Annotated in this window: 19 protein-coding genes; 10 read left to right on the top strand and 9 right to left on the bottom strand. The window is 69.6% G+C overall.

Translation table 11 applies throughout. The features are described from left to right. Positions 1-3: 3 nt before the first annotated feature. The 6 genes from ACKI2N_RS00785 to ACKI2N_RS00760 all read left to right on the top strand — a co-directional run bounded on the left by ACKI2N_RS00785 (position 4) and on the right by ACKI2N_RS00760 (position 7,422). The gene (locus ACKI2N_RS00785; RefSeq protein ID WP_420994687.1) at positions 4-1,767 is read left to right on the top strand and encodes a hydantoinase B/oxoprolinase family protein; all 1,764 of its coding nucleotides are present in this window, start codon (positions 4-6) and stop codon (positions 1,765-1,767) included. Further along, positions 1,764-2,957: a CaiB/BaiF CoA transferase family protein gene (locus tag ACKI2N_RS00780; protein WP_420994688.1), complete on the top strand. Its 1,194-nt coding sequence runs from the start codon at positions 1,764-1,766 to the stop codon at positions 2,955-2,957. The genes ACKI2N_RS00785 and ACKI2N_RS00780 overlap by 4 nt, the downstream gene beginning before the upstream one ends. Further along, entirely contained in the window at positions 2,954-3,769 is an 816-nt protein-coding gene (locus ACKI2N_RS00775; RefSeq protein WP_420994689.1) for an enoyl-CoA hydratase-related protein, read from the top strand. Before ACKI2N_RS00780 ends, ACKI2N_RS00775 begins: the two co-directional genes overlap by 4 nt. Before the next feature lie 112 nt (positions 3,770-3,881). After that, positions 3,882-5,264 (top strand): MFS transporter, encoded by a 1,383-nt coding sequence (locus ACKI2N_RS00770; protein WP_420994691.1) that lies wholly within the window; start codon positions 3,882-3,884, stop codon positions 5,262-5,264. Between the two features lie 41 nt (positions 5,265-5,305). Beyond that, positions 5,306-6,247, top strand: coding sequence for a hydroxymethylglutaryl-CoA lyase (locus ACKI2N_RS00765; RefSeq protein WP_420994692.1), 942 nt, complete (start codon positions 5,306-5,308; stop codon positions 6,245-6,247). After that, positions 6,244-7,422 carry a fumarylacetoacetate hydrolase family protein gene (locus ACKI2N_RS00760; RefSeq protein ID WP_426990232.1) on the top strand — a complete coding sequence of 393 codons (1,179 nt, stop codon included), beginning with the start codon at positions 6,244-6,246 and terminating at the stop codon, positions 7,420-7,422. Before ACKI2N_RS00765 ends, ACKI2N_RS00760 begins: the two co-directional genes overlap by 4 nt. 731 nt (positions 7,423-8,153) lie before the next feature. Here ACKI2N_RS00760 and kdpE read toward each other — a convergent pair. The 8 genes from kdpE to ACKI2N_RS00720 form a co-directional block, all read right to left on the bottom strand. Then, entirely contained in the window at positions 8,154-8,849 is a 696-nt protein-coding gene (gene kdpE, locus ACKI2N_RS00755) for a two-component system response regulator KdpE (protein WP_420995255.1), read from the bottom strand. A gap of 1 nt (position 8,850) precedes the next feature. Beyond that, positions 8,851-11,793, bottom strand: a complete 2,943-nt coding sequence (locus ACKI2N_RS00750; RefSeq protein ID WP_420995254.1) for a DUF4118 domain-containing protein — start codon at positions 11,791-11,793, stop codon at positions 8,851-8,853. 168 nt (positions 11,794-11,961) lie between these two features. Beyond that, on the bottom strand, positions 11,962-12,594 hold the full coding sequence (kdpC, locus tag ACKI2N_RS00745; RefSeq protein WP_420995253.1) for a potassium-transporting ATPase subunit KdpC: 633 nt from the start codon (positions 12,592-12,594) through the stop codon (positions 11,962-11,964). Positions 12,595-12,676: 82 nt separating this feature from the next. Beyond that, positions 12,677-14,914, bottom strand: a complete 2,238-nt coding sequence (gene kdpB, locus ACKI2N_RS00740) for a potassium-transporting ATPase subunit KdpB (RefSeq protein WP_420995252.1) — start codon at positions 14,912-14,914, stop codon at positions 12,677-12,679. 76 nt (positions 14,915-14,990) lie between these two features. Continuing rightward, positions 14,991-16,811, bottom strand: coding sequence for a potassium-transporting ATPase subunit KdpA (gene kdpA, locus ACKI2N_RS00735; RefSeq protein WP_420995251.1), 1,821 nt, complete (start codon positions 16,809-16,811; stop codon positions 14,991-14,993). Beyond that, positions 16,811-16,900 carry a K(+)-transporting ATPase subunit F gene (kdpF, locus tag ACKI2N_RS00730; protein WP_420995250.1) on the bottom strand — a complete coding sequence of 30 codons (90 nt, stop codon included), beginning with the start codon at positions 16,898-16,900 and terminating at the stop codon, positions 16,811-16,813. The genes kdpA and kdpF overlap by 1 nt, the downstream gene beginning before the upstream one ends. Continuing rightward, positions 16,900-17,067, bottom strand: coding sequence for a hypothetical protein (locus ACKI2N_RS00725; RefSeq protein ID WP_420995249.1), 168 nt, complete (start codon positions 17,065-17,067; stop codon positions 16,900-16,902). The genes kdpF and ACKI2N_RS00725 overlap by 1 nt, the downstream gene beginning before the upstream one ends. Before the next feature lie 131 nt (positions 17,068-17,198). Further along, positions 17,199-18,170 carry a magnesium and cobalt transport protein CorA gene (locus ACKI2N_RS00720; RefSeq protein ID WP_420995248.1) on the bottom strand — a complete coding sequence of 324 codons (972 nt, stop codon included), beginning with the start codon at positions 18,168-18,170 and terminating at the stop codon, positions 17,199-17,201. A gap of 232 nt (positions 18,171-18,402) precedes the next feature. On the opposite strand from ACKI2N_RS00720, the gene minC reads away from it, so the two are divergent. From minC to ACKI2N_RS00700, 4 genes are all read left to right on the top strand, one after another. Next, positions 18,403-19,185, top strand: coding sequence for a septum site-determining protein MinC (gene minC / locus ACKI2N_RS00715; protein ID WP_420995247.1), 783 nt, complete (start codon positions 18,403-18,405; stop codon positions 19,183-19,185). Positions 19,186-19,250: 65 nt separating this feature from the next. Then, a complete protein-coding gene (gene minD / locus ACKI2N_RS00710; RefSeq protein WP_420995246.1) occupies positions 19,251-20,066 on the top strand; it encodes a septum site-determining protein MinD in 816 nt (271 codons plus the stop codon). Positions 20,067-20,084: 18 nt separating this feature from the next. Beyond that, on the top strand, positions 20,085-20,339 hold the full coding sequence (gene minE, locus ACKI2N_RS00705) for a cell division topological specificity factor MinE (protein WP_006164360.1): 255 nt from the start codon (positions 20,085-20,087) through the stop codon (positions 20,337-20,339). A gap of 449 nt (positions 20,340-20,788) precedes the next feature. Next, complete coding sequence (locus ACKI2N_RS00700) at positions 20,789-21,871, top strand: porin (RefSeq protein ID WP_420995245.1); 1,083 nt, start codon at positions 20,789-20,791, stop codon at positions 21,869-21,871. Between the two features lie 120 nt (positions 21,872-21,991). On the opposite strand, the gene ACKI2N_RS00695 is transcribed toward ACKI2N_RS00700, so the two are convergent. Next, the gene (locus tag ACKI2N_RS00695; RefSeq protein ID WP_420995244.1) at positions 21,992-22,711 is read right to left on the bottom strand and encodes a response regulator transcription factor; all 720 of its coding nucleotides are present in this window, start codon (positions 22,709-22,711) and stop codon (positions 21,992-21,994) included. Between the last annotated feature and the right edge of the window lie 81 nt (positions 22,712-22,792).

Here is a 22,792-nt window from a genome sequence, read left to right as displayed (position 1 = left end):
CCCATGGATATTGTTACCTACGAAATCATCCGCAGCAGTCTCTTCGCCATCGCGCGGGAGATGAAGATCGCCATGATGCGCACCGCGGGCAGTCCGCTGATGCACGCCAGCGGCGATTCCTCCGCGGCCATCTTCGACGCCGACATGCAGCTCGTCGCCCAGGGCAACGACATTCCCACCATGCTGGGCTCGGCGGTCATCTCCACGCGCGTGTCGGTCGAGACCATCGGCCGCGACAACCTGCGCCCCGGCGACGTGATCGTCAGCAACGACGCCTACGTCGGCGGGGGCAACCACCAGCCCGACGTGCAGTTCACGCGCCCGGTGTTCGTCGACGGCCAGATCGTCGCCTTCGTGATGACGCGCGGCCACTGGACCGACATCGGCGGCCAGACCCCGGGCAGCTATACGGTCACCACCTGGGACGTGTTCGCCGAGGGCATCCGCATCCCGCCGGTGCTGCTGTACCGCAACGACGAGCCGGTGCGCGACATGCTGGAAATCCTCACGCGCAACAGCCGCAACGCGCACGAGCTGGTACTCGACATCCAGGCCCAGTACGCGGGCACCTTCGTCGGCGACCGCCGCATCGCCGACCTGGTCGGCAAGTATGGCGCCGAGGCGCTGCGCGACGTGATGCGCCAGAGCCTGGACCACTCGGAGAAGCTGATCCGCGCGGAAATCGCCCGCATCCCCAACGGCGTGTACGAGGCCGAGGAATACCTCGACCCCATCGAGGCGCCCGGCTGGAAGCAGGAGCGGCCGCTGCTCAAGGTCAGGATCACGGTCGAGGACGACCACATCACCTTCGACTACACCGGCACCGGCGCGCAGGTGCGCGGCGGCATCAACTGCCCGCTGTCGGTCACCTGCAACAGCACGTGGTTCACGGTCAAGGCGCTGACCGACCTCAGCATCCCCATCAACCAGGGCTGCTACCGGCCCGTGACCATCATCGCGCCGCCGGGCAGCGTGCTGAACTGCGAGTATCCGGCCTCGGTGGTGTCGGGCAATACCGAGACCTCGCCGCGCGTGATCGACCTGCTGCTCAAGGCGCTGGCGCCGGCGGTGCCCGAGCGCATCGTCGGGCAGAGCAACTGCGCGTCCTGCGCCGGCATCTTCAGCGGGCGCGACACCGATGCGCAGCGCGTGCGGCAGACCGGCCAGCCCTTCGTCACCATGCATGACGTGCACGCCGGCGGCATGGGCGCGCGCGCCGGCAAGGACGGCGTGAGCGGCATCCGCGTCTACGTGGGCAACGCGGGCAGCCAGTCGGTCGAGATGATCGAACGCACCTCGCCGCTGACGGTGGAGGAGTGGTCGCTGGTGACCGACAGCGGCGGCGCGGGGCGCCGGCGCGGCGGCCTGACTTCGCGGCGCGTGTACCGCGTGGCCTACGACGAAGCCACCTTCACGGTGTCCGGCGAGCGCGGCCGCTCGGCGCCCGAAGGCCATTTCGGCGGCCTGCCCGGCACGCGCTTCCAGTGCACGGTGCGCCGCGCCGACGGCAGCGAACACAAGGTGCCGGCCAAGGGCGGCCAGACCGTGGTCTACCGCGGCGACCGCGTGGTGGTGCAGCCGGCCGGCAGCGGCGGCTATGGCGACCCGCTCGAGCGCGAACGCGAGCGCGTGCTGGCCGATGTGGCCGACGGCTACGTCAGCGCGGAGGCGGCGCGCGAGCTGTATCGCGTAAAGGCAGGCGCCGGCGACGGTGCGGGCGCCGCAGACACCGCCGCGGACGTCGCGCTGGCGGTGGCCGAGCCATGAGCGCCGCGGCGGACATGACCCGGCCGCTGCCGCTGGCGGGCGTGTGCGTGGTCGAGATCGGCCACAGCCTGGCCGCGCCCTATGCCGGCATGATCCTCGGCGCGCTCGGCGCCGAGGTCATCAAGATCGAGAGCGCGCAAGGCGGGGACTACGCGCGCGACTGGGGCCCGCCGTTCGTGGACGGCGCGGCGGCGCTGTTCCACGCCGTCAACCACGGCAAGGCCAGCATCGCGATGTCGCTGTCGGACCCGGAGCAGGCCGCGCTGCTGCGCGAGCTGATCCAGCGCCGCGCCGACGTCGTGCTGCAGAACCTCAAGGCCGGCGGCACCGAGAAATACGGGTTGGGCGCCGAGGCCATGCTGCGCGCCAAGCCCTCGCTGGTCTACTGCAACCTGGGCGCGTTCGGCAACAGCGGGCCGTGGCGCGACAAGCCCGGCTACGACCCGCTGGTCCAGGCCGTGGCCGGGCTGATGAGCTTCATGGGCGGCCCCGGCGAGCCGCTGAGCCGCATCCCGGTATCGGTCAACGACATGGGCACCGGGCTGTGGGCCGCCATCGGCGTGCTCGCGGCGCTGTTCCGGCGCCAGGCCGGCGGCGCGGGCGAGATCGTCTCGGTGTCGCTGTACGAGACCGCGATCGCCTGGGGCGGCATCCAGATCGCCGACTACCTCGCCTCGGGCGTGCTGCCCGGGCGCTGGGGCTCGGGCACCGCGGCCATCGTGCCGCACCAGGCCTTCGCCTGCGCCGACGGCACCATCATGGTGGCGGCCGGCAACGACCGCCTGTTCCGCCGGCTGTGCGAGGTGCTCGGCGCCGCCGCGCTGGCCGACGACCCGCGCTTCGCCACCAACGGCGCGCGCGTGAGCCACCGCGACGAACTGATCGCGCTGCTGCACGAGGCCTTCGCGCGCGCCGGCACCGCGCACTGGCTGGCCGCGCTCGACGCCGCCGGCATCCCGTGCGGGCCGATCCAGACCCTCGACGAGGTGGTCACGCACGCGCAGACCGAGGCGCTGGACATCCTGCGCACCACCGACGACGGCGCCGCCACCGTGGTCGGCCTGCCAGTCTCGTTCGGCGGCCAGCGGCCAGCCGCCACCGGGCGCACGCCCAGGCTCGGCGAACACAATCATCTGCTGGCGGGCACGCACACGCACAGGCCCGCGCACCTGCAACAGGAGACACCATGAAAATCGCACCGCACCTGGGCCCCGCGCCGCTGGACACCCTGCAGCTCGAAGAGATCGACGGACAGATCCTGGTGATCCAGCTCAACCGGCCCCAGGTTTCCAACGCCATCAGCACGCCGATGGGGCACGAGCTGCTGCGCGTGTTCGGCGCGCTCGAGGCCGATCCCTCGCTATACCGCTGCGCCATCCTGACCGGCGCGGGCGAGCGCGCGTTCTGCGGCGGCGCCGACCTCAAGCAGCGCGAAGGCATGACCGACGCGCAGTTCGGCACCCAGCACTACCTGTTCGAGCGGATGAACCGCGCCATCACCGGCTGCCCGCTGCCGCTGATCTGCGCGGCCAACGGCTCGGCGGTGGCGGGCGGGCTGGAACTGCTGCTCGCCTGCGACTTCGCCTACGCATCGAAGACGGCCGTGTTCGGCTTCACCGAGGTCAAGCGCGGCATCATGCCGGGCGGCGGCGGCACCCAGCAGTTACCGCGTACCATCGGCACGCGGCGCGCGAAGGAACTGATCTTCCGCGGCGCGCGCTTCAGCGCGGAGCAAGCGCTGGCGTGGGGCGTGGTCAACCACCTCAGCGACCCGGGCCGCGTGCTGGCCGACGCCATCGAAGCCGCGCGCGACATCTGCGCCAGCGCGCCGCTGTCGGTGGCGCAGGCCAAGAAAGCGATCGATCTCGGCATGCAGAGCGACCTGCATACCGGGCTGTTCGTCGAGATCGAGGCGTACAACCGCCTGATCCCGACCGAGGACCGCCTGGAGGGCATCAGCGCCTACAACGAGAAGCGCCAGCCTGTGTTCAGGGGACGCTGACCCGGACGGCAAAAAACACCGGCCGGCCATGACCGGCCGGCCCGCGGCTGGCACCAGCGAGCGCCACCAAGCCGCTTCAAGCAACAGCCGGCACCGACCGGAGGAGACAACGATGAACCACAACAGCGCCAGCCTCGGCGACCCGCAGGCGGAAAGCACCTACAGGAAGATCACGCTCAGGCTGATCCCGTTCCTGTTCCTGTGCTACGTGTTCGCCTTTCTCGACCGCATCAACATCGGCATCGCGCAGCTCGACATGAAGCAGGACGTGGGCTTCAGCGACCTGACCTACAGCATCGGCGCCGGCATCTTCTTTGTCGGCTACGTGCTGATGGAAGTGCCCAGCAACCTGCTGCTGGCCCGCATCGGCGTCAAGCGCACCTTCTCGCGCATCATGATCCTGTGGGGCCTGATCGCCGCCGCCACGGCCTTCGTCACGCTGCCCGCGCATCTCTACACCATCCGCTTCCTGCTCGGCCTGGCCGAGGCGGGCCTCTATCCGGGCGTGATCTTCTACCTCACGCGCTGGTACCCGGTGGAACGGCGCGCCAAGGTGATCGCCATCTTCACCTGCGCGACCGGCATCGCCGGGCTGCTCGGCGGCCCGCTGTCGGGCTGGCTGATGACGCAGTTCGACGGCGCGCACGGCATGCAGGGCTGGCAATGGATGTTCATCGTCGAGGGGCTGCCGGCCACGGTGCTGGGCGTGCTTGCGCTCTTCTACCTCGACAACGGCCCGCAGGAAGCCCGCTGGCTCAGCGACGGCGAGAAGGCCCTGGTGTCCCGCGACCTGCGCCGCAGCTCCGCCGTGAGCGAGACCCACACCGAGCACACCTTCGGGCGCGCGCTCGCCGACTTCCGCGTGTACGTGATGGGCTTCGTCTGGTTCACACAGATCGCCGGCGTGTTCGCCATCGGCTTCTGGCTGCCCACGCTGATCAAGGGCTCGGGCGTCACCAGCCCGCTGGCGATCGGCTGCTACTCGGCGATCCCGTACTTCGTCAGCTGGGTGGCGCTGATCGCGCTGAACCGCCATTCCGACCGTACCATGGAGCGGCGCTGGCACTGCGCCATCGCCATGCTGTGCGGCGCGGCGGGACTGTTCGCGGCGGGCTTCATCAACGGCAACCTGGCGCTGTCGCTGGTCGCGCTGTCGGTGGCCACGGCGGGCATCCTGGCGCCGAACCCGCTGATCTGGGCCATTTCCACCGACTACATCCGCGGCAGCGGCGCGGCCGGCGGCATCGCCGTCATCAACTGCGTGGGGCTGCTGGGCGGCTTCGTCAGCCCGATGATCATCGGCTCGATCAAGACCCTGACCAACAGCATGGCCGGCGGCCTCGGCGCGATCTCGCTGCTGATGGTGCTGGGCGCCATCGCCGCGATCGTATTCGCGCCGCGCACGTCCTCCGCTCCGGTAGCCGCGGCGGCCGGCGGCGGCGCGCGGACCGCGGGCGGCACTGACGACGCGGCGCCGGCCAGCGCGACGGTATAGCAGGCAAATCGAACCACGGTAACGGAAGACAGAGAAGACAGATGACGACAAACGACACGGCGCAGGTCCGCGAAGTTGGCCTGCGCGACGGGTTGCAGATGGTGCGCACGATCCTCGCTCCCGCGCAGAAGCTCGAATGGTGCGCGCGCATGGTGGCCGCGGGCTGCGCCGAGATCGAGGTGACCTCGTTCGTGCCGCCGCAGGTGGTGCCGCAGTTCGCCGATGCCGCCGAGGTGGCACGCGGCGCGCTGGAGATCCCGGGCCTGCGCGCCGCCGCGCTGGTGCCGAACCTGAAGGGCGCGCAGCGCGCCTTCGAGGCGGGCCTGCCCAAGGTCCACTACGTGCTGTCGGCCAGCAACGCGCACAACCTGAAGAACGTCAGACGCACCACGGCCGAGTCCGCCGACGACTTTGCCCGCATCGTGGCGGCGCGCGACGAAAGCGGCCGGCACGCGGTGCTGGGCGCCGGCGTGGCCACCGCGTTCGGCTGCACCATCGCCGGCGAAGTGGACGAAGGCACGGTGCTGGCGCTGGTGGAGACGCTGCTGGAAGCCGGCGCCGACGAGATCACCATCGCCGACACGGTGGGGTATGCGCACCCGGGCCAGGTGCGCGCGCTGATGCGCAAGGTGCGCGCGCTGGCCGGCGACGTGCCGCTGGCCTGCCACTTCCACGATACGCGCGGGCTCGGGCTGGCCAACGTGATCGCCGCGCTCGATGCCGGCGTGCGCTGCTTCGACGCCTCGCTCGGCGGCCTCGGCGGCTGTCCGTTCGCGCCCAACGCGACCGGCAACATCAATACCGAGGACACCGTGTTCCTGCTGGAGTCGGAAGGCCTGCGCACCGGCATCGACCTCGACGCGCTGCGCGAGATGCGCGAGACGCTGGCCGCGTGGCTGCCCGGCGAGCCGTTCACCGGCGCCATCGCGCGCGCCGGCCTGCCAAAGACCTTCGCGCCGCGCATGCGCGCCGCCCTGTCATGAGCCCGTCCGACGCATCGCACTGCCTGCCCGCCGATGTCGGCCAGGCGCTGCTGGCCGGCCGCGTCTGGCGCCGCGCCGGCGGCCACGAAGGCCCCTGCGTGGTCGCCGTGCGCGGCGGCCAGGTCTTCGACATCACCGCCACCGTGCCCACCACCGCCGACCTGTTCGAGCGCGCCGACGCCGCCGACATCGTCCGCCATGCCCCCGGCGAAGCGCTCGGCAGCGCCCAGGCGCTGCTGGCGGCGGCGCTCGCGGGCGACGCCGGCGCGCCCGTGCGCCTGCTCGCGCCGTGCGACGTGCAGGCCATCAAGGCCTGCGGCGTCACCTTCGCCGTCAGCCTGATCGAGCGCGTGATCGAGGAGCAGGCCGGCGGCGACCCGGCCCGCGCGCGCGACGTGCGCGAGACCATCACCGCGCTGATCGGCACCGACCTGTCGCAGATCGAGCCCGGCTCCGAGGCCGCCCGGCGGCTCAAGGCCGAACTCGAGCGGCGCGGCGCGTGGTCGCAGTACATGGAGGTCGGCATCGGGCCCGATGCCGAGGTGTTCTCGAAATCGCAGCCGATGTCGGCGGTCGGCTTCGGCGCCGACATCGGCCTGCATCCGGCCTCGGTGTGGAACAACCCCGAGCCGGAGATCGTGCTGGCGGTCAACAGCGCCGGCACGGCGGTGGGCGCCACGCTGGGCAACGACGTCAACCTGCGCGACATCGAAGGCCGCTCCGCGCTGCTGCTGGGCAAGTGCAAGGACAACAACGGCTCGTGCGCGATCGGCCCGTTCGTGCGGCTGTTCGACGAGCACTTTACGCTGGACTCGGTGCGCCGCGAAAGCGTGTCGCTGCGCGTCGAGGGCGCCGGCGACGGCTTCGTGCTCGACGGCATCAGCCACATGAGCGAGATCAGCCGCGACCCGGCCGACCTCGTCGCCCAGACCTGCGGCCGCCACCACCAGTATCCGGACGGTTTCATGCTGTTCCTCGGCACCATGTTCTCGCCGATCAAGGACCGCGATGCGCCCGGCGCCGGCTTCACGCATCATCTCGGTGATGTGGTGACGATCTCGGCGCCCGCGCTTGGCGCGTTGGTCAATACGGTGGGGCTGAGCACCGAGATCGCGCCGTGGACCTTCGGCGTGCGCGCGCTATACCGCAATCTGGCGGAGAGGGGGATTTTTTGATTTTTTCTTTTAAAGTTAATGGTCTTTTTTTTCAAAGGCTTAACTTCAAAGTCAACGGCTTAACGTCAACGGCTGAACGTCAACTTCTTAAAATCAAAGTCAAAGGCTTTCGCCCCCCCGGAGCGACCTACTTTCTTTTCCCCGAAAAGAAAGTAGGCAAAGAAAGCGGGCTGCCTGGCCGGCAGGGGCAGAAACGTTGGGGTTTTTAGTGTTTCTGGTTTCGTCGTGGGGGCGGTGGTTCTGCTGGCATCCTGCCGTTACCGGTTCGGATCGCCACGATCTGGCTGGCGGTATGGGTTGCGGGGTCAGACCTATGATGGCGGGCGCACTGCTGGTTCGGGCATCTGCCGTTACCGGTTTGGGCGGTCACGGCGTAGCACCGGCACTGGTTTCGTGGTGGGCGTGGTGGCCCCCCCGCGAGTGGGCTGGGTTGCTGGAACCGGGATGACTTTTCAGTCGTCCGGCACTGCGCTCAAACAGGGGCCACCGCGCCCACCACGAAACCAGCACCGCCCCTATGACGCACCCATCCGCCCCGGTCGCGGCAGCAGCTTGATGGGCCTGGACCTCCGCCATCATGCAGCGCCACCACGAATCGAACACCACCCGACAGAACGTGGCCACCAAAACCGGTACCGGCAGAACCCCAGCACTTTGACTTTGACTTTGACGTTCAGCAGTTGACGTTAAGAATTTGACTTTGACTTTAAAGCCAAAACACAAACAAACCTCTATCCCACAAACCGATACCCCACCCCCAACTCCGTCATCAAATGCACCGGCTGCGCCGAATCCCTCTCCAGCTTCTGCCGCAGGTGCCCCATATAGACACGCAAATAGTGGCTACTCTCCGAATGCGCCGGCCCCCACACTTCCCGCAGCAACTCGCGGTGTGTCATGACCTTGCCGCGGTGCGCGATCAGCACGGCCAGCAGGCGGTATTCGATCGGGGTCAGGTGGACGTCCTCGCCGGCGCGCGTGACCACGCGGTTGGCCAGGTCGATCTGCACGTCGCCGAAGGTGATCAGCGGCGTGCCTTGCGGATTGAGGCGGGCGTGCCGGCGCAGCAGCACGCGCACGCGGGCGATCAGCTCGCCCACGCCGAAGGGCTTGGTGAGGTAGTCGTCGGCGCCGGCGTCGAGCGCGGCGATCTTGTCGTCCTCGCCGCTGCGCGCGGACAGCACCAGCACCGGCACTTCGGTCCAGGTGCGCATCTCGCGGATCAGGGTCATGCCGTCGCCGTCGGGCAGGCCGAGGTCGAGGATCACGATGTCGGGCTGGCGCGTGCCGGCGTCGATCAGGCCGCGCTTGAGCGTCTCGGCTTCGTGCACGGCGCAGCCTTCGGCCTGCAGCGCCTCGCGCACGAAGCGGCGGATATGCGGCTCGTCCTCGACCAGCAGTACCGCGGGCGAAAAGTCGAATGCCATGTTAGTGAGGTTCCTTGTCTGTCGCGGGACTGGCGGCGAGCCCCGCTTCCGGCTCGACCGCGGGCGGCGTGCCGCGCGGCAGCGCCACCACGAAGCGCGCGCCGCCGTTGCCGCCGCCCTGCGCGTCGTCCCAGCCCGCGCTTTCCACCCAGATGCGGCCGCCGTGCGCCTGCACGATGGCTTCGCACACGGCCAGGCCCAGGCCCACGCCGGCGGTGGCCGATTCGCGCGCGCCGCGCGTGAATTTCTGGAAGATCGATTGTTCCTGCCCGCGCGGCACGCCCGGGCCTTCGTCGGCGACCACGAGCCGCACCTCGGCATCGGTCAGCTCGCTCGCGATATGGATGGCGGTGCCCGGCGGCGTGTACTTGGCGGCGTTCTCCAGCAGGTTGCACAGCACGCGCTCCATCAGCACGGCGTCGCATTCCACCAGCGGCAGCGCGGCCAGGCCGGACACCGTCACGCGGTGGCGCGCCAGCGCGTCGCGCATGGCGGCCAGCGCCGCGCCCGCCATTTCCTCGCACGACTGCCACTCCTTGTGCATGCGCACGTCGCGGCTCTGCAGGCGGGCCATGTCGAGCAGGTTGATCACCATGGTGCGCATGCGCAGGGCCTGCTCGCGCATCGCCGCCACGGTCTCGGCCAGCGGCGGCGGCAGCGGCGGCTCGGCGCGCTGCATGGTCTCGGCCATGCCCACCAGGCTGGTCAGCGGCGTGCGCAGGTCGTGCGAGACGGCGGCCAGCAGCGAGCTGCGCAGCCGCTCGGACTCCATCGACACCAGCGCCTGCTGCGCCACCTCCACGTAGTGCAGGCGCTCGATGGCGATGGCGATCAGCGTGGCGAACACGTCGGCCTGGCGGCGCTGCTCGGGCTGCGCGAGGGCGCGCCACGCCTGCGGCTCCACCGCCAGCACCCCGCGCGTGCGCATCGGCGCCTTGAGGGGCAGGTAGAGCACGGTGCTGCCGGGCAGCGTGTGGGTGCCGGTGCCGGCGGGCTGGCCGTGGTCGAACACCCATTGCGCCAGCACCGGGTCGATGGCGCCGCTGGCGCGCTGCTGCGGGTCCACCGCGGGCGCCATCAGGCGGCCCTGCGGCGAAACCAGGAAGAAGGCCGAGCGCGCGCCGAGCGCGGCCTGCAGGAAGCGGCTGCCGATGGCGACGATCTGCTCCGGCACCAGCGCGGCGGAGAGTTCGCGCGCCAGTTCGTAGAGCGTGCGGGTCTCGGTCTCGCGCTCCACCGACACCCTGGCCTGCTCGCGCAGCCCGGCGGTGAGCTGGCCGATCACCAGGCCCACGGTGAGCATCACCACGAAGGTCACCAGGTACTGCACGTCGCTGACCGAGAAGGACAGCTTGGGCGGCACGAAGAAGAAATCGAAGGCCGCCACCGACACCACCGAAGCCAGCGCGGCCGGCCCGCGCCCGTGGCGCAGCGCCACCGCCACCACCGCGGCCAGGAACAGCATGGCGATGTTGACCAGCTCGAACCACGGGCGCGCCAGCGCCGACAGCAGGCTGGCGCCGGCGCACCACGCCACCGCCCACAGGTAGTCGAGGCGGCGCGCGGCCACGCCGCGCTCCTCGCCGGGGTGCCCGCCGCCGTCCAGCTCCGCGCGGTCCTCGCGCATGCCGTCGCGCATGCCGTCGCTCGTGCCGGCGCGCGGCCCGGAGCGGTCCGCCGGCGGCGCGCGCCCGCGCGCGTCGGCCGCCATCGCGTCGGCGGCGACGCGGATCACGTCGATCTCGGGGCAGCCGAGCGCCAGCGAATCGGCGAAGCTGTGGCGCCCGAACAGCCATGCGCGCGAGCCCAGGAACGGCGACAGCGCGAGCGCCAGCAGCGCGCGGCCGCGCGCCAGCACGCCGCCGCCGGCGCGGTGCCACGCGCCGGGCGCGCGCCCCACCACCACCTTGGTCAGGTTGTGGCGGCGCACGTAGCCGGCCACCGCCTGCACGATATCGCTGCCGGCCAGGGTCTCGGTGCGCGCGCCGAGTTCCTCGGCCAGCCGCATGGCCTGCTCGAGATCGGCGCGCGTCTGCGCGGCCAGCGGCGCCAGGCGCGGCGTGGCCACCGTCACCACGTGCCAGTCGCAATCGAGCTGGCCGGCCAGCCGCCGCGCGCTCTTGACCACCTGCGCGGCGTCTCCGCCGGTGCCGATGCAGGCCAGCACCGCTTCGCGCGTGCGCCACACCGGGCGGATCGACTCGGCGTGGCGATACGCGCGCACGTCGTCGTCGACGCGGTCGGCGGTGCGCCGCAGCGCCAGCTCGCGCAGCGCGATCAGGTTGCCCTTGCGGAAGAAATTGCTGGCCGCGGTGCGCGCCTGCTCCGGCATGTAGACCTTGCCGTCGCGCAGGCGCCGCAGCAGTTCGTCGGCCGGCAGGTCCACCAGGATCACTTCGTCGGCGTCGTCGAACACCGTGTCGGGCACGGTCTCCCACACGCGGATGCCGGTGATGCCGCCCACCGCCTCGTTGAGGCTGTCGAGATGCTGGACGTTGACGGTGGTCCACACGTCGATGCCGGCCGACACCAGTTCCTCGATGTCCTGCCAGCGCTTCGGGTGGCGGCTGCCGGGCGCGTTGGAGTGCGCCAGCTCGTCGACCAGCACCAGCGCCGGGCGCCGCGCCAGCGCGCCGTCGAGGTCGAACTCGTACAGCACCCGGCCGTCCAGCTTCTGGTGCGGCATGGCCTTCATCGGCAGCCGCTCGAGGCCGTCGAGCAGCGCCTCGGTCTCGGCGCGGCCGTGCGTTTCCACCACCCCGACCAGCACGTCGCTGCCCTGCTCGCGCAGCGCGCGCGCCGCGGTCAGCATGGCGAAGGTCTTGCCCACGCCCGCCGAGGCGCCGAAATACACGCGCAGCTTGCCGCGCGCGGCGCGCTCGCCCTCCGCCTGCATGCGTTGCAGCAGGGCATCGGGGTCGGGCCGCGGGGCGGTGTCAGGCATGGGAAAGTGAGGTGCGCGCAAGGCGGGAGGATGCGGATGATTGTGCCACGGCGGCGCGCGGCCGGGCGCGGCGGCCATTGACGCGCCGGCCCTCTCCCCCGGCCCCTCCCCCGGCCTCTCTCCCGGCCCCTCTCCCGCAGGCAGGAGAGGGGAGCAAACCCCGGGCCGTCACGGCTTCTCCGCGTCCAGCGCCAGGTTCAGCTTGAGCACATTGACCACCGGGTCGCCCATCACCGCCAGCAGCGGCCCGTCGGTGTTGGCCGCCACCAGCGCCTGCACGCGCGCGAGCGGCAGGCCACGCGCGCGCGCCACGCGCGCGGCCTGGTATTGCGCCGCGGCCGGGCTGATGTGCGGGTCCAGGCCGCTGGCCGAGGCGGTGACGAGATCCACCGGCACCGGCGCCTGGTTGGCCGGATCGGCCGCGCGCAGCGCGTCGATGCGCGCGCGCGCGGCGTCGGCCAGCGCGGGATTGCTCGGGCCGTAGTTGGAGCCGACCGAGGCGGCACCGTTGTAGGGCATCGGCGCGGTGGCCGACAGGCGGCCCCAGAAGTACTTCGGGTCCGAGAAGGGCTGGCCGATCAGTTCCGAGCCGACCGCCTTGCCGTCCTTGACGATCAGCGAGCCGGCCGCCTGGTGCGGGAACACGACGCGCGCCAGGCCGGTGACGACGCCCGGGTAGAGCAGGCCGGTGATGACCGACAGCGCGACGAATAGCGTCAGCATCGGGCGCAGCAGGCCGCCCTGCGCGGGCGCTTCGGGCTGGCCATTGGCGCCGCGGGGGGCTGTGGCTTGGGTAGGCATGATGACTCCGTTCAATGTCTTTGCGGGTGGGGTGCGCAGGCGCGGGCAAGGGCCCGGGCCTGGACCGGGATGCGGGCATGGCTCACGTCCAGCCGAACAGCACCAGGATCATGTCGATGATCTTGATGCCCACGAACGGCACCAGGATGCCGCCCAGGCCGTAGACCAGCAGGTTGCGCCGCAGCAGCACGGCCGCGCCGAGCGGGCGGTACACCACGCCGCGCAGCGCCAGCGGGATCAGCACCACGATGATGAGCGCGTTGAAGATCACCGCCGACAGGATGGCCGAGGCCGGCGTGGCCAGCCCCATCACGTTGAGCAGGTTGAGCTGCGGGTAGGTGGTGGCGAACGCGGCCGGGATGATGGCGAAGTACTTGGCCACGTCGTTGGCCACGCTGAAGGTGGTCAGCGAGCCGCGCGTCATCAGCATCTGCTTGCCGATCTCCACGATCTCGATCAGCTTGGTCGGGTTGCTGTCGAGGTCGACCATGTTGCCGGCCTCCTTGGCGGCCTGCGTGCCGCTGTTCATGGCCACCGCCACGTCGGCCTGCGCCAGCGCGGGCGCGTCGTTGGTGCCGTCGCCGGTCATCGCCACCAGGCGGCCTTCGGCCTGGTAGTCGCGGATCAGCTTGAGCTTGGCCTCGGGCGTGGCTTCGGCGAGGAAGTCGTCGACCCCCGCCTCGGCGGCGATCGAGGCCGCGGTGAGGCGGTTGTCGCCGGTGATCATCACGGTGCGGATGCCCATCTTGCGCAGCTCGCCGAAGCGCTCGCGGATGCCGGCCTTGACGATGTCCTTGAGCTCGACCACGCCCAGCACGCGCACGCTGCCGCCGTGGCCGTCGTCGAACGACTCGGCCACCACCAGCGGCGTGCTGCCGGCGCGGGCCACATCGTCCACGGCCTGCATCACCGCGTCGGGGAACTTGCCGGCGCGCTCGGTCACGTACCTGCGCACGGCGTCGGCGGCGCCCTTGCGCACGCTGCGCCCGCCCGCGTCGACGCCGCTCATGCGGGTCTGCGCGGTAAACGGCACGAAGATCGGGCGCAGCGCGCTGATGTCGGGCGCGGCGGCGCCGGACTGCTGGCGCGCCAGCGTGACGATGCTGCGGCCTTCGGGCGTCTCGTCGGCCAGCGACGACAGCCAGGCGGCCTCGGCCAGCTGCTGCGCGCCGACGCCGGGCGCGGCGATGAAGCGCGCGGCCTGGCGGTTGCCGTGGGTGATGGTGCCGGTCTTGTCGAGCAGCAGCACGTCCACGTCGCCGGCGGCTTCCACCGCGCGGCCCGAGGTGGCGATCACGTTGGCTTCCATCATGCGGCTCATGCCCGCCACGCCGATGGCCGACAGCAGTCCGCCGATGGTGGTCGGGATCAGGCACACCAGCAGCGCGATCAGCACGGTGATGGTGACCGGCATGCCGGCCTTGGTCACCAGCACGCTGTACACCGAGAACGGCTGCAGCGTGGCGGTGGCCAGCAGCAGCACGATGGTCAGGCCCACCAGCAAGATGGTCAGCGCCAGCTCGTTCGGGGTCTTCTGGCGCCTGGCGCCTTCGACCATGGTGATCATGCGGTCGATGAAGCTTTCGCCCGGATTGGTGGTGATGCGCACCACGATCCAGTCGGACAGCACGCGCGTGCCGCCGGTCACCGAGGAAAAGTCGCCGCCCGACTCGCGGATCACCGGCGCGGACTCGCCGGTGATGGCGCTCTCGTCGACCGAGGCCACGCCTTCGATCACTTCGCCGTCGCCGGGCACCATGTCGCCGGCCTCGACCAGCACCACGTCGCCGCGGCGCAGCGCGGTGGCCGCGCGCGGCTCGGTGGCGCCGGCGGCGCGCCAGTCGCGCCGGCCTTCCTTGACCAGCTTCGCGGTGACGGTGGTCTTGAGCCCGCGCAGCGCCTCGGCCTGCTGCTTGCTGCGCCCTTCGGCCAGCGCTTCGGCGAAGTTGGCGAACAGCACGGTGAACCACAGCCACACCGTCACCGCGAGGATGAAGCCCGCGCTCTCGCCGCCCGCGCTGGCGGGCGAGAACAAGGCCCGCAGGAACAGGATGGTGGTCATGATGCTGCCCACGTAGACCACGAACATCACCGGGTTGCGCAGCTGGTCGCGCGGCGCGAGCTTCTTCACGGCGTCGAGCAGGGCCGGCCTGACCAGCTCGGGCGCGAACATGCCGCCGCGCGGCGGGCGCTGGTGGCCGCCGCCCTTGTGGACGGCCTGGGCGGCCTGCGCCGGGGTGCCGGCAGGGGCTGCCGGACTGGTGTTTGCCGGTACCGCGCCGGCCTGCTTGCCGCGCGTCACCATGGATTCTTGTTGCATGCGTTTCTCCGCAATACGCTGATCTGCTCCGGGCAGCCGCCCGCGTGGTCGTCCACGGCGGGCGGGCGGCCCTCGGCTACTTTCCTGCCGCCGTGGTCACGGCGCCCTGCAGCTGCTCCGCCACCGGCCCCAGCGCCAGCGCCGGGATATAGGTAAGCGCGCCCACCATCAGCACCGAGCCGATCAGCAGCACCACGAACAGCGGGCCGTGGGTGGGCATGGTGCCGCCGGTCGCCGGCAGCCGCCGCTTGGCCGCCAGCGAACCCGCCATGGCAAGGATCGGCACGATGATCCAGAAGCGGCCGAACCACATCGCCGCGGCCAGCAGCACGTTGTAGAACGGCGTGTTGGCGGACAGCCCGGCGAAGGCGCTGCCGTTGTTGTTGGCCGCCGACGAGAGCGCGTAGAGGATTTCCGAGAAGCCGTGCGTGCCGGGGTTGAACACGCCCGCGCGGCCGGCCTCGGCCATCACCGCCACGGCGGTGCCGAGCAGCACCAGCAGCGGCGTGACGAGGATCGCCACGGCGGTCATCTTCATCTCGTAGGCCTCGATCTTCTTGCCCAGGTATTCCGGCGTGCGGCCGATCATCAGGCCGGCGATGAAGACCGCCAGCACGGCGTACACCAGCATGCCGTACAGGCCCGAGCCGACGCCGCCGAACACCACTTCGCCGAGTTGCATCAGCAGCATGGGCACCAGCCCGCCGATGGCGGTGAAGGAGTCGTGCATGGCATTGACCGCGCCGCACGAGGCCGCCGTGGTGATGGTGGCGAACAGCGCGCTGGCGGCGATGCCGAAGCGGGTTTCCTTGCCTTCCATGTTGCCGCCGGCCTGCAGCGCGCTGGCCACGTGGTCGATCGGCAGGCCCGCCAGCGCCGGGTTGGCCTGCTGCTCGGACAGTGCCGTCACGCACGCCATCGCCACGAAGATCACCGTCATCGACGCCAGCACCGCCACGCCCTGGCGGCGGTCCTTGACCATCTCGCCGAAGGTGAAGCACAGCGCCGCCGGGATCAGGAGGATGGCCAGCATCTGCAGCAGGTCGGTCAGTTCGGTCGGGTTCTCGAACGGATGGGCCGAGTTGGCGTTGAAGAAGCCGCCGCCGTTGGTGCCGATCATCTTGATGGCCTCCTGCGACGCCACCGGGCCCATGGCGAGCGTCTGCCTGTCGGTCTTCATGGCCTCGATGACGGGCGCGCCCGCGGCGTCGAGCACCGGCTGGCCGGCGGCGTCCACCTTGGGCTGGCTGTACTCGACCGGCGTCACCAGCGCGACCTCCTTGTAGGCGTCGAAGTTCTGGATCACGCCCTGGCTGACCAGCGCCATGGCGAAGGCGGCCGACAGCGGCAGCAGCACGTAGAGCGTGCAGCGCGTGACGTCCACCCAGAAGTTGCCGATGGTGGCCGCGCTCTGGCGCGCGAAGCCGCGGATCAGCGCGAACACCACGGCGATGCCGGTGGCCGCCGAGAAGAAGTTCTGCACCGTGAGCGCCAGCATCTGCGTGAGGTAGCTCATGGTGGATTCGCCGGCGTAGCCTTGCCAGTTCGTGTTGGAGACGAAGCTCACGGCGGTGTTGAAGGCCGAGTCCGGCGAGACCGCGCCGAAGCCCTGCGGGTTGAACGGCAGCCAGGCCTGCAGGCGCTGCAGCGCGTACACCGCCACCACGCCCAGCAGGTTGAAGGCGATGACCGCCACCGTGTACTGCTTCCAGCCCATGCCGGCGTCGGCGCGCACGCCGCCCATGCGGTACAGCAGGCGCTCCAGCGGCCGGCCCCAGGCGGTGGCGCGGTAGCTGCCGTCTTCCATGGCGCGGCGGATATAGCGCCCGCAGAACGGCGCGAGCGCCAGCAGGATGGCGAGGTAGAGGACGAGCAGTCCCAGGAATTCGGTTGACATCAGAATTTCTCCGGCCTGAACAGGGCGATCAGGAGGTAGATGAAGACAGCGACGGCGAACACGCCGCCCAGCAGGTCGGCCCAGTCCATCACAGCCTCCTGTCGGCGGCGCTGTCCTTGCGGCGCGCGTCGGCGCCGTCCGGGCGCGGGCCGTCGGCCGCGCCCGGCGGCTTGCCGCCCAGTGCGGCGCACAGCGCCAGCAGCGCGCCGGTCAGCGCGCCGAACAGCAACAAACCAATGAAATAGATCCCGTCCATGGCAAACACCGTGAGTGATTCACAGATGGCAGGTTAGGGATGGCGCGGTAAAAACGGGGTAGAGAGGGAAGAGAGGGGTGTAAAGAAGATATAAAGACGGCCGCCGGCGCGCGCGGCGGGCCGGCGGGCGGCTAGATCCAGCCCGACTTGTGCAGCTTGCGCCAGAGCCCCGCGCAGGCCAGCGCGGTCACGCCGATCACGGTCGGGTAGGCATAGTGGAACTTCAGTTCCGGCATGAAGCTGAAGTTCATCCCGTACAGGCTGAACACCACGGTGGGAATGGCCAGGATGGCGCCCCAGCCGGCCAGGCGCTTGACGATCTCGTTCTGGCCCACGGTAACCAGCGCGAGGTTGACCTGCACCGCCGTGGTCAGCATCTCGCGCACCACGTCGAGCGTGCGCACCAGGCGGCTGGCATGGTCCTCGATGTCGCGGAAGTAGGCGCGCAGCTCCTTGGGCACCAGTTCCTCGTGCAGCCGGATCAGCTGCGCGCAGATCTCCTCGATCGGGTAGACCGCGTTGCGCAGGCGCAGGACCTGGCGCTTGATGTGGTAGAGGTGCTCGATGGCGGCGCGGTCGAACTCGTCGCGGAAGATGCCCTGCTCGAGCTGCTCGAAGGCGTCCTCGAGCCGGGTGACGATGGGCATGTAGTGGTCCACCACGAAATCCATCAGCGCATACAGCACGTAGCCCGGCCCGTTGGCCAGCGCGCGCTGGTCGCTCTCGCAGCGCTCGCGCACCGGCGCGTAGCTGCTGCTGGCCCCGTGGCGCACCGACACCACGTAGTGCGGGCCCACGAACAGGTGCGTCTCGCCCACCACCACTTCCTCGTTGACCAGCTGCGCGGTGTTGAGCACGATGAAGATGGAGTCGCCGTAGGTCTCCAGCTTGGGGCGCTGGTGTGCGTCGAGGGCGTCTTCCACCGCGAGGTCGTGCAGGCCGAACTCCTGCTGCACCTTGCGCAGCAGCGGCAGGTCCGGCTCGTGCAGGCCGAGCCAGACGAAGGTGCCCGGCACCGCGATGGCATCGCTGATCTCGTCCACCGACACATCCCCCAGCCGCTTGCCATCGCGGTAAGCCACGCTATTGACGATCGCACCCATGCGCACTCCCTTGTCCGGATGGCGCAATCGTAACAAGAGCGGGGGCGTTGCGGGCGCGGTCCGTGGGGGGAGACCGCCGCGGCGCCCGGGGCGGAGTGCGGTCGCGTGCGCGGCGGGCGGCGGCGGCGCGGCGGGGCGCGCCCCATCCGGCACTGGAAAGATTTGCCGGGGTATTTGTTACAGTTCTGCCTCCAGCTGACGTTAGAATGTCCCATTTCCACGGTCACCGACTATGTCCCAGAAGAAATCGCCACGCTTCGAGCTGCGCAGTGGCAACGTCGACGCCCTCCTCCTCGCGCTCAAGTCCGCCGACATGGCAGCGCTGCGGGACGACCTTCTGTCCCGCTTCGAATCGACTCCCGATTTCTTTTCCAACGATGTCGTCGCCCTGGATCTGCGCCGCCTGGAGGGCGACGGGCGGATCGCCCTGGATACGGTGATCGAGACCCTGGCCCAGCTCAAGGCCCGCGCCATCGGCGTGGTGGCGCGCGAGGCCCAGCGCGACTGGGCGGCGTCCTTCGGCCTGCCGCTGCTGGACAGCCACAGCCGGCGCGGCGGCCGCGAAGAGGGCGCGCCGGCCGAGGCAGCGGCCGCGGCACCGGCGCAAACCCCGCCCGAACCGGCGCAGGCCACGGCCGAGGCGGTCGCCGCCACGGTGGCGGACGCCGCCGCGCGCAGCGTGCCGACCATGCTGATCGACAAGCCGCTGCGCTCCGGCCAGCAGGTCTACGCCGCCGGCGACGTGGTGATCCTGGACCTGGTCAGCTACGGCGCCGAGGTCATCGCCGAGGGCAACATCCATGTCTATGCCCCGCTGCGCGGCCGCGCGCTGGCGGGGGTCAAGGGCGACGCCCAGGCGCGCATCTTCTGCACCTGCCTGGAACCCGAACTGCTTTCCATCGCCGGCATCTACCGCACCGGCGAACTGTCCCTGCCCGCCGACGTGCTGGGCAAGCCCGCCCAGGTACGACTGGACGGGGAAAAACTGATCCTCGAACCGCTCCGGATGAAGTAACCGACACCGCCGCAGAGCACAGACCACAGCAGCGCAAGCTTCAACCATTACTGGATCCAAGAGCCATGGCAAAAATCATCGTTGTGACCTCCGGCAAGGGAGGCGTAGGCAAGACCACCACCAGCGCCAGCTTCTCCGCCGGCCTGGCCCTGCGTGGCCACAAGACTGCCGTGATCGACTTCGACGTCGGCCTGCGCAACCTCGACCTGATCATGGGTTGCGAGCGCCGCGTGGTGTACGACCTGGTCAACGTGGTGCAGGGCGAGGCCAACCTGAACCAGGCCCTGATCAAGGACAAGAAGTGCGAGAACCTGTTCATCCTGCCGGCCTCGCAGACGCGCGACAAGGACGCGCTGACCAAGGAAGGCGTGGAGAAGGTCATCAATGGCCTGGTGGACATGGGCTTCGAGTTCATCGTCTGCGACTCGCCCGCGGGCATCGAGTCGGGCGCGCTGCTGGCCATGTATTTCGCCGACGAGGCGCTGGTCGTGACCAACCCGGAAGTGTCCTCGGTGCGCGACTCCGACCGCATCCTGGGCATCCTGGCGTCCAAGACCAAGCGCGCCAGCGAAGGCGGCGAGCCGATCAAGGAACACCTGCTGATCACGCGCTACAACCCCAAGCGCGTGCATGGCGGCGAAATGCTGTCGCTGACCGACATCCAGGAAATCCTGCGCATCAAGCTCATCGGCGTGGTGCCGGAGTCCGAGGCGGTGCTGCATGCGTCCAACCAGGGCACGCCGGCGATCCACCTGGAAGGCAGCGACGTGGCCGACGCCTATGGCGACGTGGTCGACCGCTTTCTGGGCAAGGACAAGCCGATGCGTTTCACCGATTACCAGAAGCCGGGGCTGCTCTCTCGCATCTTCGGCAACAAGTAATAAGGAGGGTCTGCCATCATGTCGATTCTGTCCTTCCTGCTCGGCGAGAAAAAGAAATCCGCCTCCGTCGCCAAGGAGCGGCTCCAGATCATTCTCGCCCACGAACGCACCGGCCATTCCGCGCCGGCCGATTATCTGCCCGCCCTGCAGCGTGAATTGGTCGCGGTCATTTCCAAATACGTGAAAATCAGCGACCAGGACCTGCGCGTGAGCCTCGAGCGCCAGGACAACCTGGAAGTGCTGGAGGTCAAGATCGAGATCCCGCAGGGTTAGCCGGTGCCCGGAATCCCAGGCTAGCCGGCCGGATCCGCCGATAAGCCACCCGCTGCGCCGTGACGAATGCCGCAAGGCGGGCCGCCTTGCCACGCTTCGTTCCTGGCGGCGCACGCCTTCTTCGGGCGCCACGCGCGCGCGCCTTGTTCGGGCGCCTTCCGGCGGCCCCGGCTTTTCAGTGAACGCTGGAATCGGGACAGCCGCGGAAAGCCCTCCCGTGGCGGGGTAGACAGGCTGCACCAGTGTCATTTCGCGCTGCACCATTATGTCGATTTGTCGCGGCGTCACAACGGTTTGTGCACCATTTACCGGCTTAGAGGCAGTCGACAGCGCGCATTAGTGTCCTAATCTTTTCTGTTTTGTTAAATTTTCGCGGCGTTTACACGAAACGTAGACTCGTCCGCTGCCGCGATCCGGCGGCGGACACGACAGAACAGAAAAGGAGCACTATGAAGAAATCAGCCCTGACCCTCGCAATTGGCACGCTGCTGGCCGGCAGCGCCTACGCTCAGTCGTCCGTTACCCTGTACGGTATCGTCGACCAGAGCATCCGTTACACCAGCAACTCGAACGGTGCCAACGACAACCAGTTCCAGCTGACCAACGGTGCCATCACCAACAGCCGCTGGGGCATCAAGGGCGCAGAAGCCCTGGGCAACAACCTGAAGGCGATCTTCCAGCTGGAAAACGGCTTCGATCCGGATACCGGCCGCGCCAACCAGAACAACAGCCTGTTCGGTCGTCAAGCCTATGTGGGCCTGACCGGTGATTTCGGCACCATCAAGCTGGGCCGCCAGTACACCGAAGGCTTCACCTTCTTCGGCGACTACGATCCGCTGACCATCGGCAACTACACGGGCAACGCCTGGCCGTTCTTCCTGACCAACTTCCGCAACAACAACGTGGTCAGCTACGACGGCAAGTTCGGCGGCCTGAACGTCGGCGCCAGCTACGGTTTCGGCGAGAAGGCAGGCAGCTTCACCTCGTCGCAATACTGGGGCACCCGCGCCGCGTACACGTTCGGTCCGTTCGGCGTCGGCGCCGTGTTCCAGGAAACCCGTGACGCCAACGGCAACAAGCAGCAAATGTGGGGCGCTGCCGGTAAGTACAGCATCGGCGCGGCCAAGGTGTTCGTCGGTTATGTCGGCGGCAAGGACCGTACCGGTTCGGTCGACGCCAGCCTGAACGGCGACGCGCTGGCCGCGGGCACCGCCAACCCGGTGCCGGCAGGCGACTTCACGGCCAACCCGCGCAAGGACATCATCGGCTACCTGGGCCTGACCTATCAGCTGACCCCGGCGCTGGCGCTGACCGGCGTGTTCTACGGCGATCACGTCAAGGACGCGAACGGCGTCGCCAACAACTCCGGCAACCGCTACACCGGCGTCCTGCTGGCCGAGTACTCGCTGTCCAAGCGCACCCAGGTCTACGGCACCGTGGACTACAACAAGCTGACCGGCGGCACGAAGACCGAACTGCCGGGCAGGAACAACCAGACCGGCGCAGCCGTGGGCATCCGCCACATTTTCTGATCGTTCCCGGCTTGATTGGCTGATTGCCTGATTGCCTTCACGGGCACGTCCCCGCCCGGCGCGGGGACGCTTCAGGTCGCAGCGCGCGAGAAAGCCCCTTCGGGGGCTTTCTTGCTTTCCTCACCCGGCCTCGCGCCGCCCCCACGCCGTGGCCGGCACCAGCTCGAGCCGGTAGCCGTGCGTATAGACCGGCAGCAGCCGCAGCCCGTGCTCCGGCGCCAGGCCCAGCTTGCTGCGCACGCGCGACATATGCGTATCGATGGTGCGCGACAGCGGCGAGATCTCGCGCCCCCACACCGCCGCCACGATATGGTCGCGCGACACGATGCGGCCCTCGTTGCGGAACAGCAGCACGGCCAGGTCGAACTCCTTCGGCGTGAGCCTGAGCGGCGTGGCGCCGCGCACCACCGTGCGCGCGGCGCAATCGAACACGTAGCCGGCCAGCGCCACGCGCGCGCAGCCGCTGCCGGGCTCCGGATAGGCGCGCCGCAGCAGCGATGCGGTGCGCGCCAGCAGCTCGCCGCGCCGCACCGGCTTGAGCATGTAGTCGTCGGCGCCGGTGGCGAGGCCGTCGACGATGTCTTCCTCGGCGCTGCGGCCGGTCACGAACATCACCGGCACGCGGCGGTCGAGGTTGGCCCGCACCCAGGTCAGCACTTCCTTGCCGGACAGGTCGGGCAGGTGCCAGTCGAGCAGCAGCAGGTCGAAGTTTTCCTCGCGCAGGCGCAGCAGCATCTCGCGGCTGCGCCCGAAGGTCATGCAGTCGTGCCCTGCCTCGCCCAGGATCCGCCGGATCAGGGCGGCCTCGGCGGGGTGGTCTTCCAGTGAAGCGATCTTCATTCCCATAGTTGGCCGGTCTCGCGTTGATCGGGGCGGCGGGCACCCCGGGGAACTGCCCGACGATGTGCGGGGCTGGCTTCA

It is taken from the genome of Cupriavidus sp. 30B13 (genome assembly GCF_049059565.2).
GTDB lineage: Bacteria > Pseudomonadota > Gammaproteobacteria > Burkholderiales > Burkholderiaceae > Cupriavidus.
This window is presented reverse-complemented; position numbering and strand designations above follow the sequence as displayed.

Excerpts from the sequence above, each read along its gene's own strand:
- ACKI2N_RS00785 (WP_420994687.1), top strand. The coding sequence starts at position 4 with ATGGATATTGTTACCTACGAAATCATCCGCAGCAGTCTCTTCGCCATC.
- ACKI2N_RS00780 (WP_420994688.1), top strand. The coding sequence starts at position 1,764 with ATGAGCGCCGCGGCGGACATGACCCGGCCGCTGCCGCTGGCGGGCGTG.
- ACKI2N_RS00775 (WP_420994689.1), top strand. The coding sequence starts at position 2,954 with ATGAAAATCGCACCGCACCTGGGCCCCGCGCCGCTGGACACCCTGCAG.
- ACKI2N_RS00770 (WP_420994691.1), top strand. The coding sequence starts at position 3,882 with ATGAACCACAACAGCGCCAGCCTCGGCGACCCGCAGGCGGAAAGCACC.
- ACKI2N_RS00765 (WP_420994692.1), top strand. The coding sequence starts at position 5,306 with ATGACGACAAACGACACGGCGCAGGTCCGCGAAGTTGGCCTGCGCGAC.
- ACKI2N_RS00760 (WP_426990232.1), top strand. The coding sequence starts at position 6,244 with ATGAGCCCGTCCGACGCATCGCACTGCCTGCCCGCCGATGTCGGCCAG.
- kdpE (WP_420995255.1), bottom strand. The coding sequence starts at position 8,849 with ATGGCATTCGACTTTTCGCCCGCGGTACTGCTGGTCGAGGACGAGCCG.
- ACKI2N_RS00750 (WP_420995254.1), bottom strand. The coding sequence starts at position 11,793 with ATGCCTGACACCGCCCCGCGGCCCGACCCCGATGCCCTGCTGCAACGC.
- kdpC (WP_420995253.1), bottom strand. The coding sequence starts at position 12,594 with ATGCCTACCCAAGCCACAGCCCCCCGCGGCGCCAATGGCCAGCCCGAA.
- kdpB (WP_420995252.1), bottom strand. The coding sequence starts at position 14,914 with ATGCAACAAGAATCCATGGTGACGCGCGGCAAGCAGGCCGGCGCGGTA.
- kdpA (WP_420995251.1), bottom strand. The coding sequence starts at position 16,811 with ATGTCAACCGAATTCCTGGGACTGCTCGTCCTCTACCTCGCCATCCTG.
- kdpF (WP_420995250.1), bottom strand. The coding sequence starts at position 16,900 with ATGGACTGGGCCGACCTGCTGGGCGGCGTGTTCGCCGTCGCTGTCTTC.
- ACKI2N_RS00725 (WP_420995249.1), bottom strand. The coding sequence starts at position 17,067 with ATGGACGGGATCTATTTCATTGGTTTGTTGCTGTTCGGCGCGCTGACC.
- ACKI2N_RS00720 (WP_420995248.1), bottom strand. The coding sequence starts at position 18,170 with ATGGGTGCGATCGTCAATAGCGTGGCTTACCGCGATGGCAAGCGGCTG.
- minC (WP_420995247.1), top strand. The coding sequence starts at position 18,403 with ATGTCCCAGAAGAAATCGCCACGCTTCGAGCTGCGCAGTGGCAACGTC.
- minD (WP_420995246.1), top strand. The coding sequence starts at position 19,251 with ATGGCAAAAATCATCGTTGTGACCTCCGGCAAGGGAGGCGTAGGCAAG.
- minE (WP_006164360.1), top strand. The coding sequence starts at position 20,085 with ATGTCGATTCTGTCCTTCCTGCTCGGCGAGAAAAAGAAATCCGCCTCC.
- ACKI2N_RS00700 (WP_420995245.1), top strand. The coding sequence starts at position 20,789 with ATGAAGAAATCAGCCCTGACCCTCGCAATTGGCACGCTGCTGGCCGGC.
- ACKI2N_RS00695 (WP_420995244.1), bottom strand. The coding sequence starts at position 22,711 with ATGAAGATCGCTTCACTGGAAGACCACCCCGCCGAGGCCGCCCTGATC.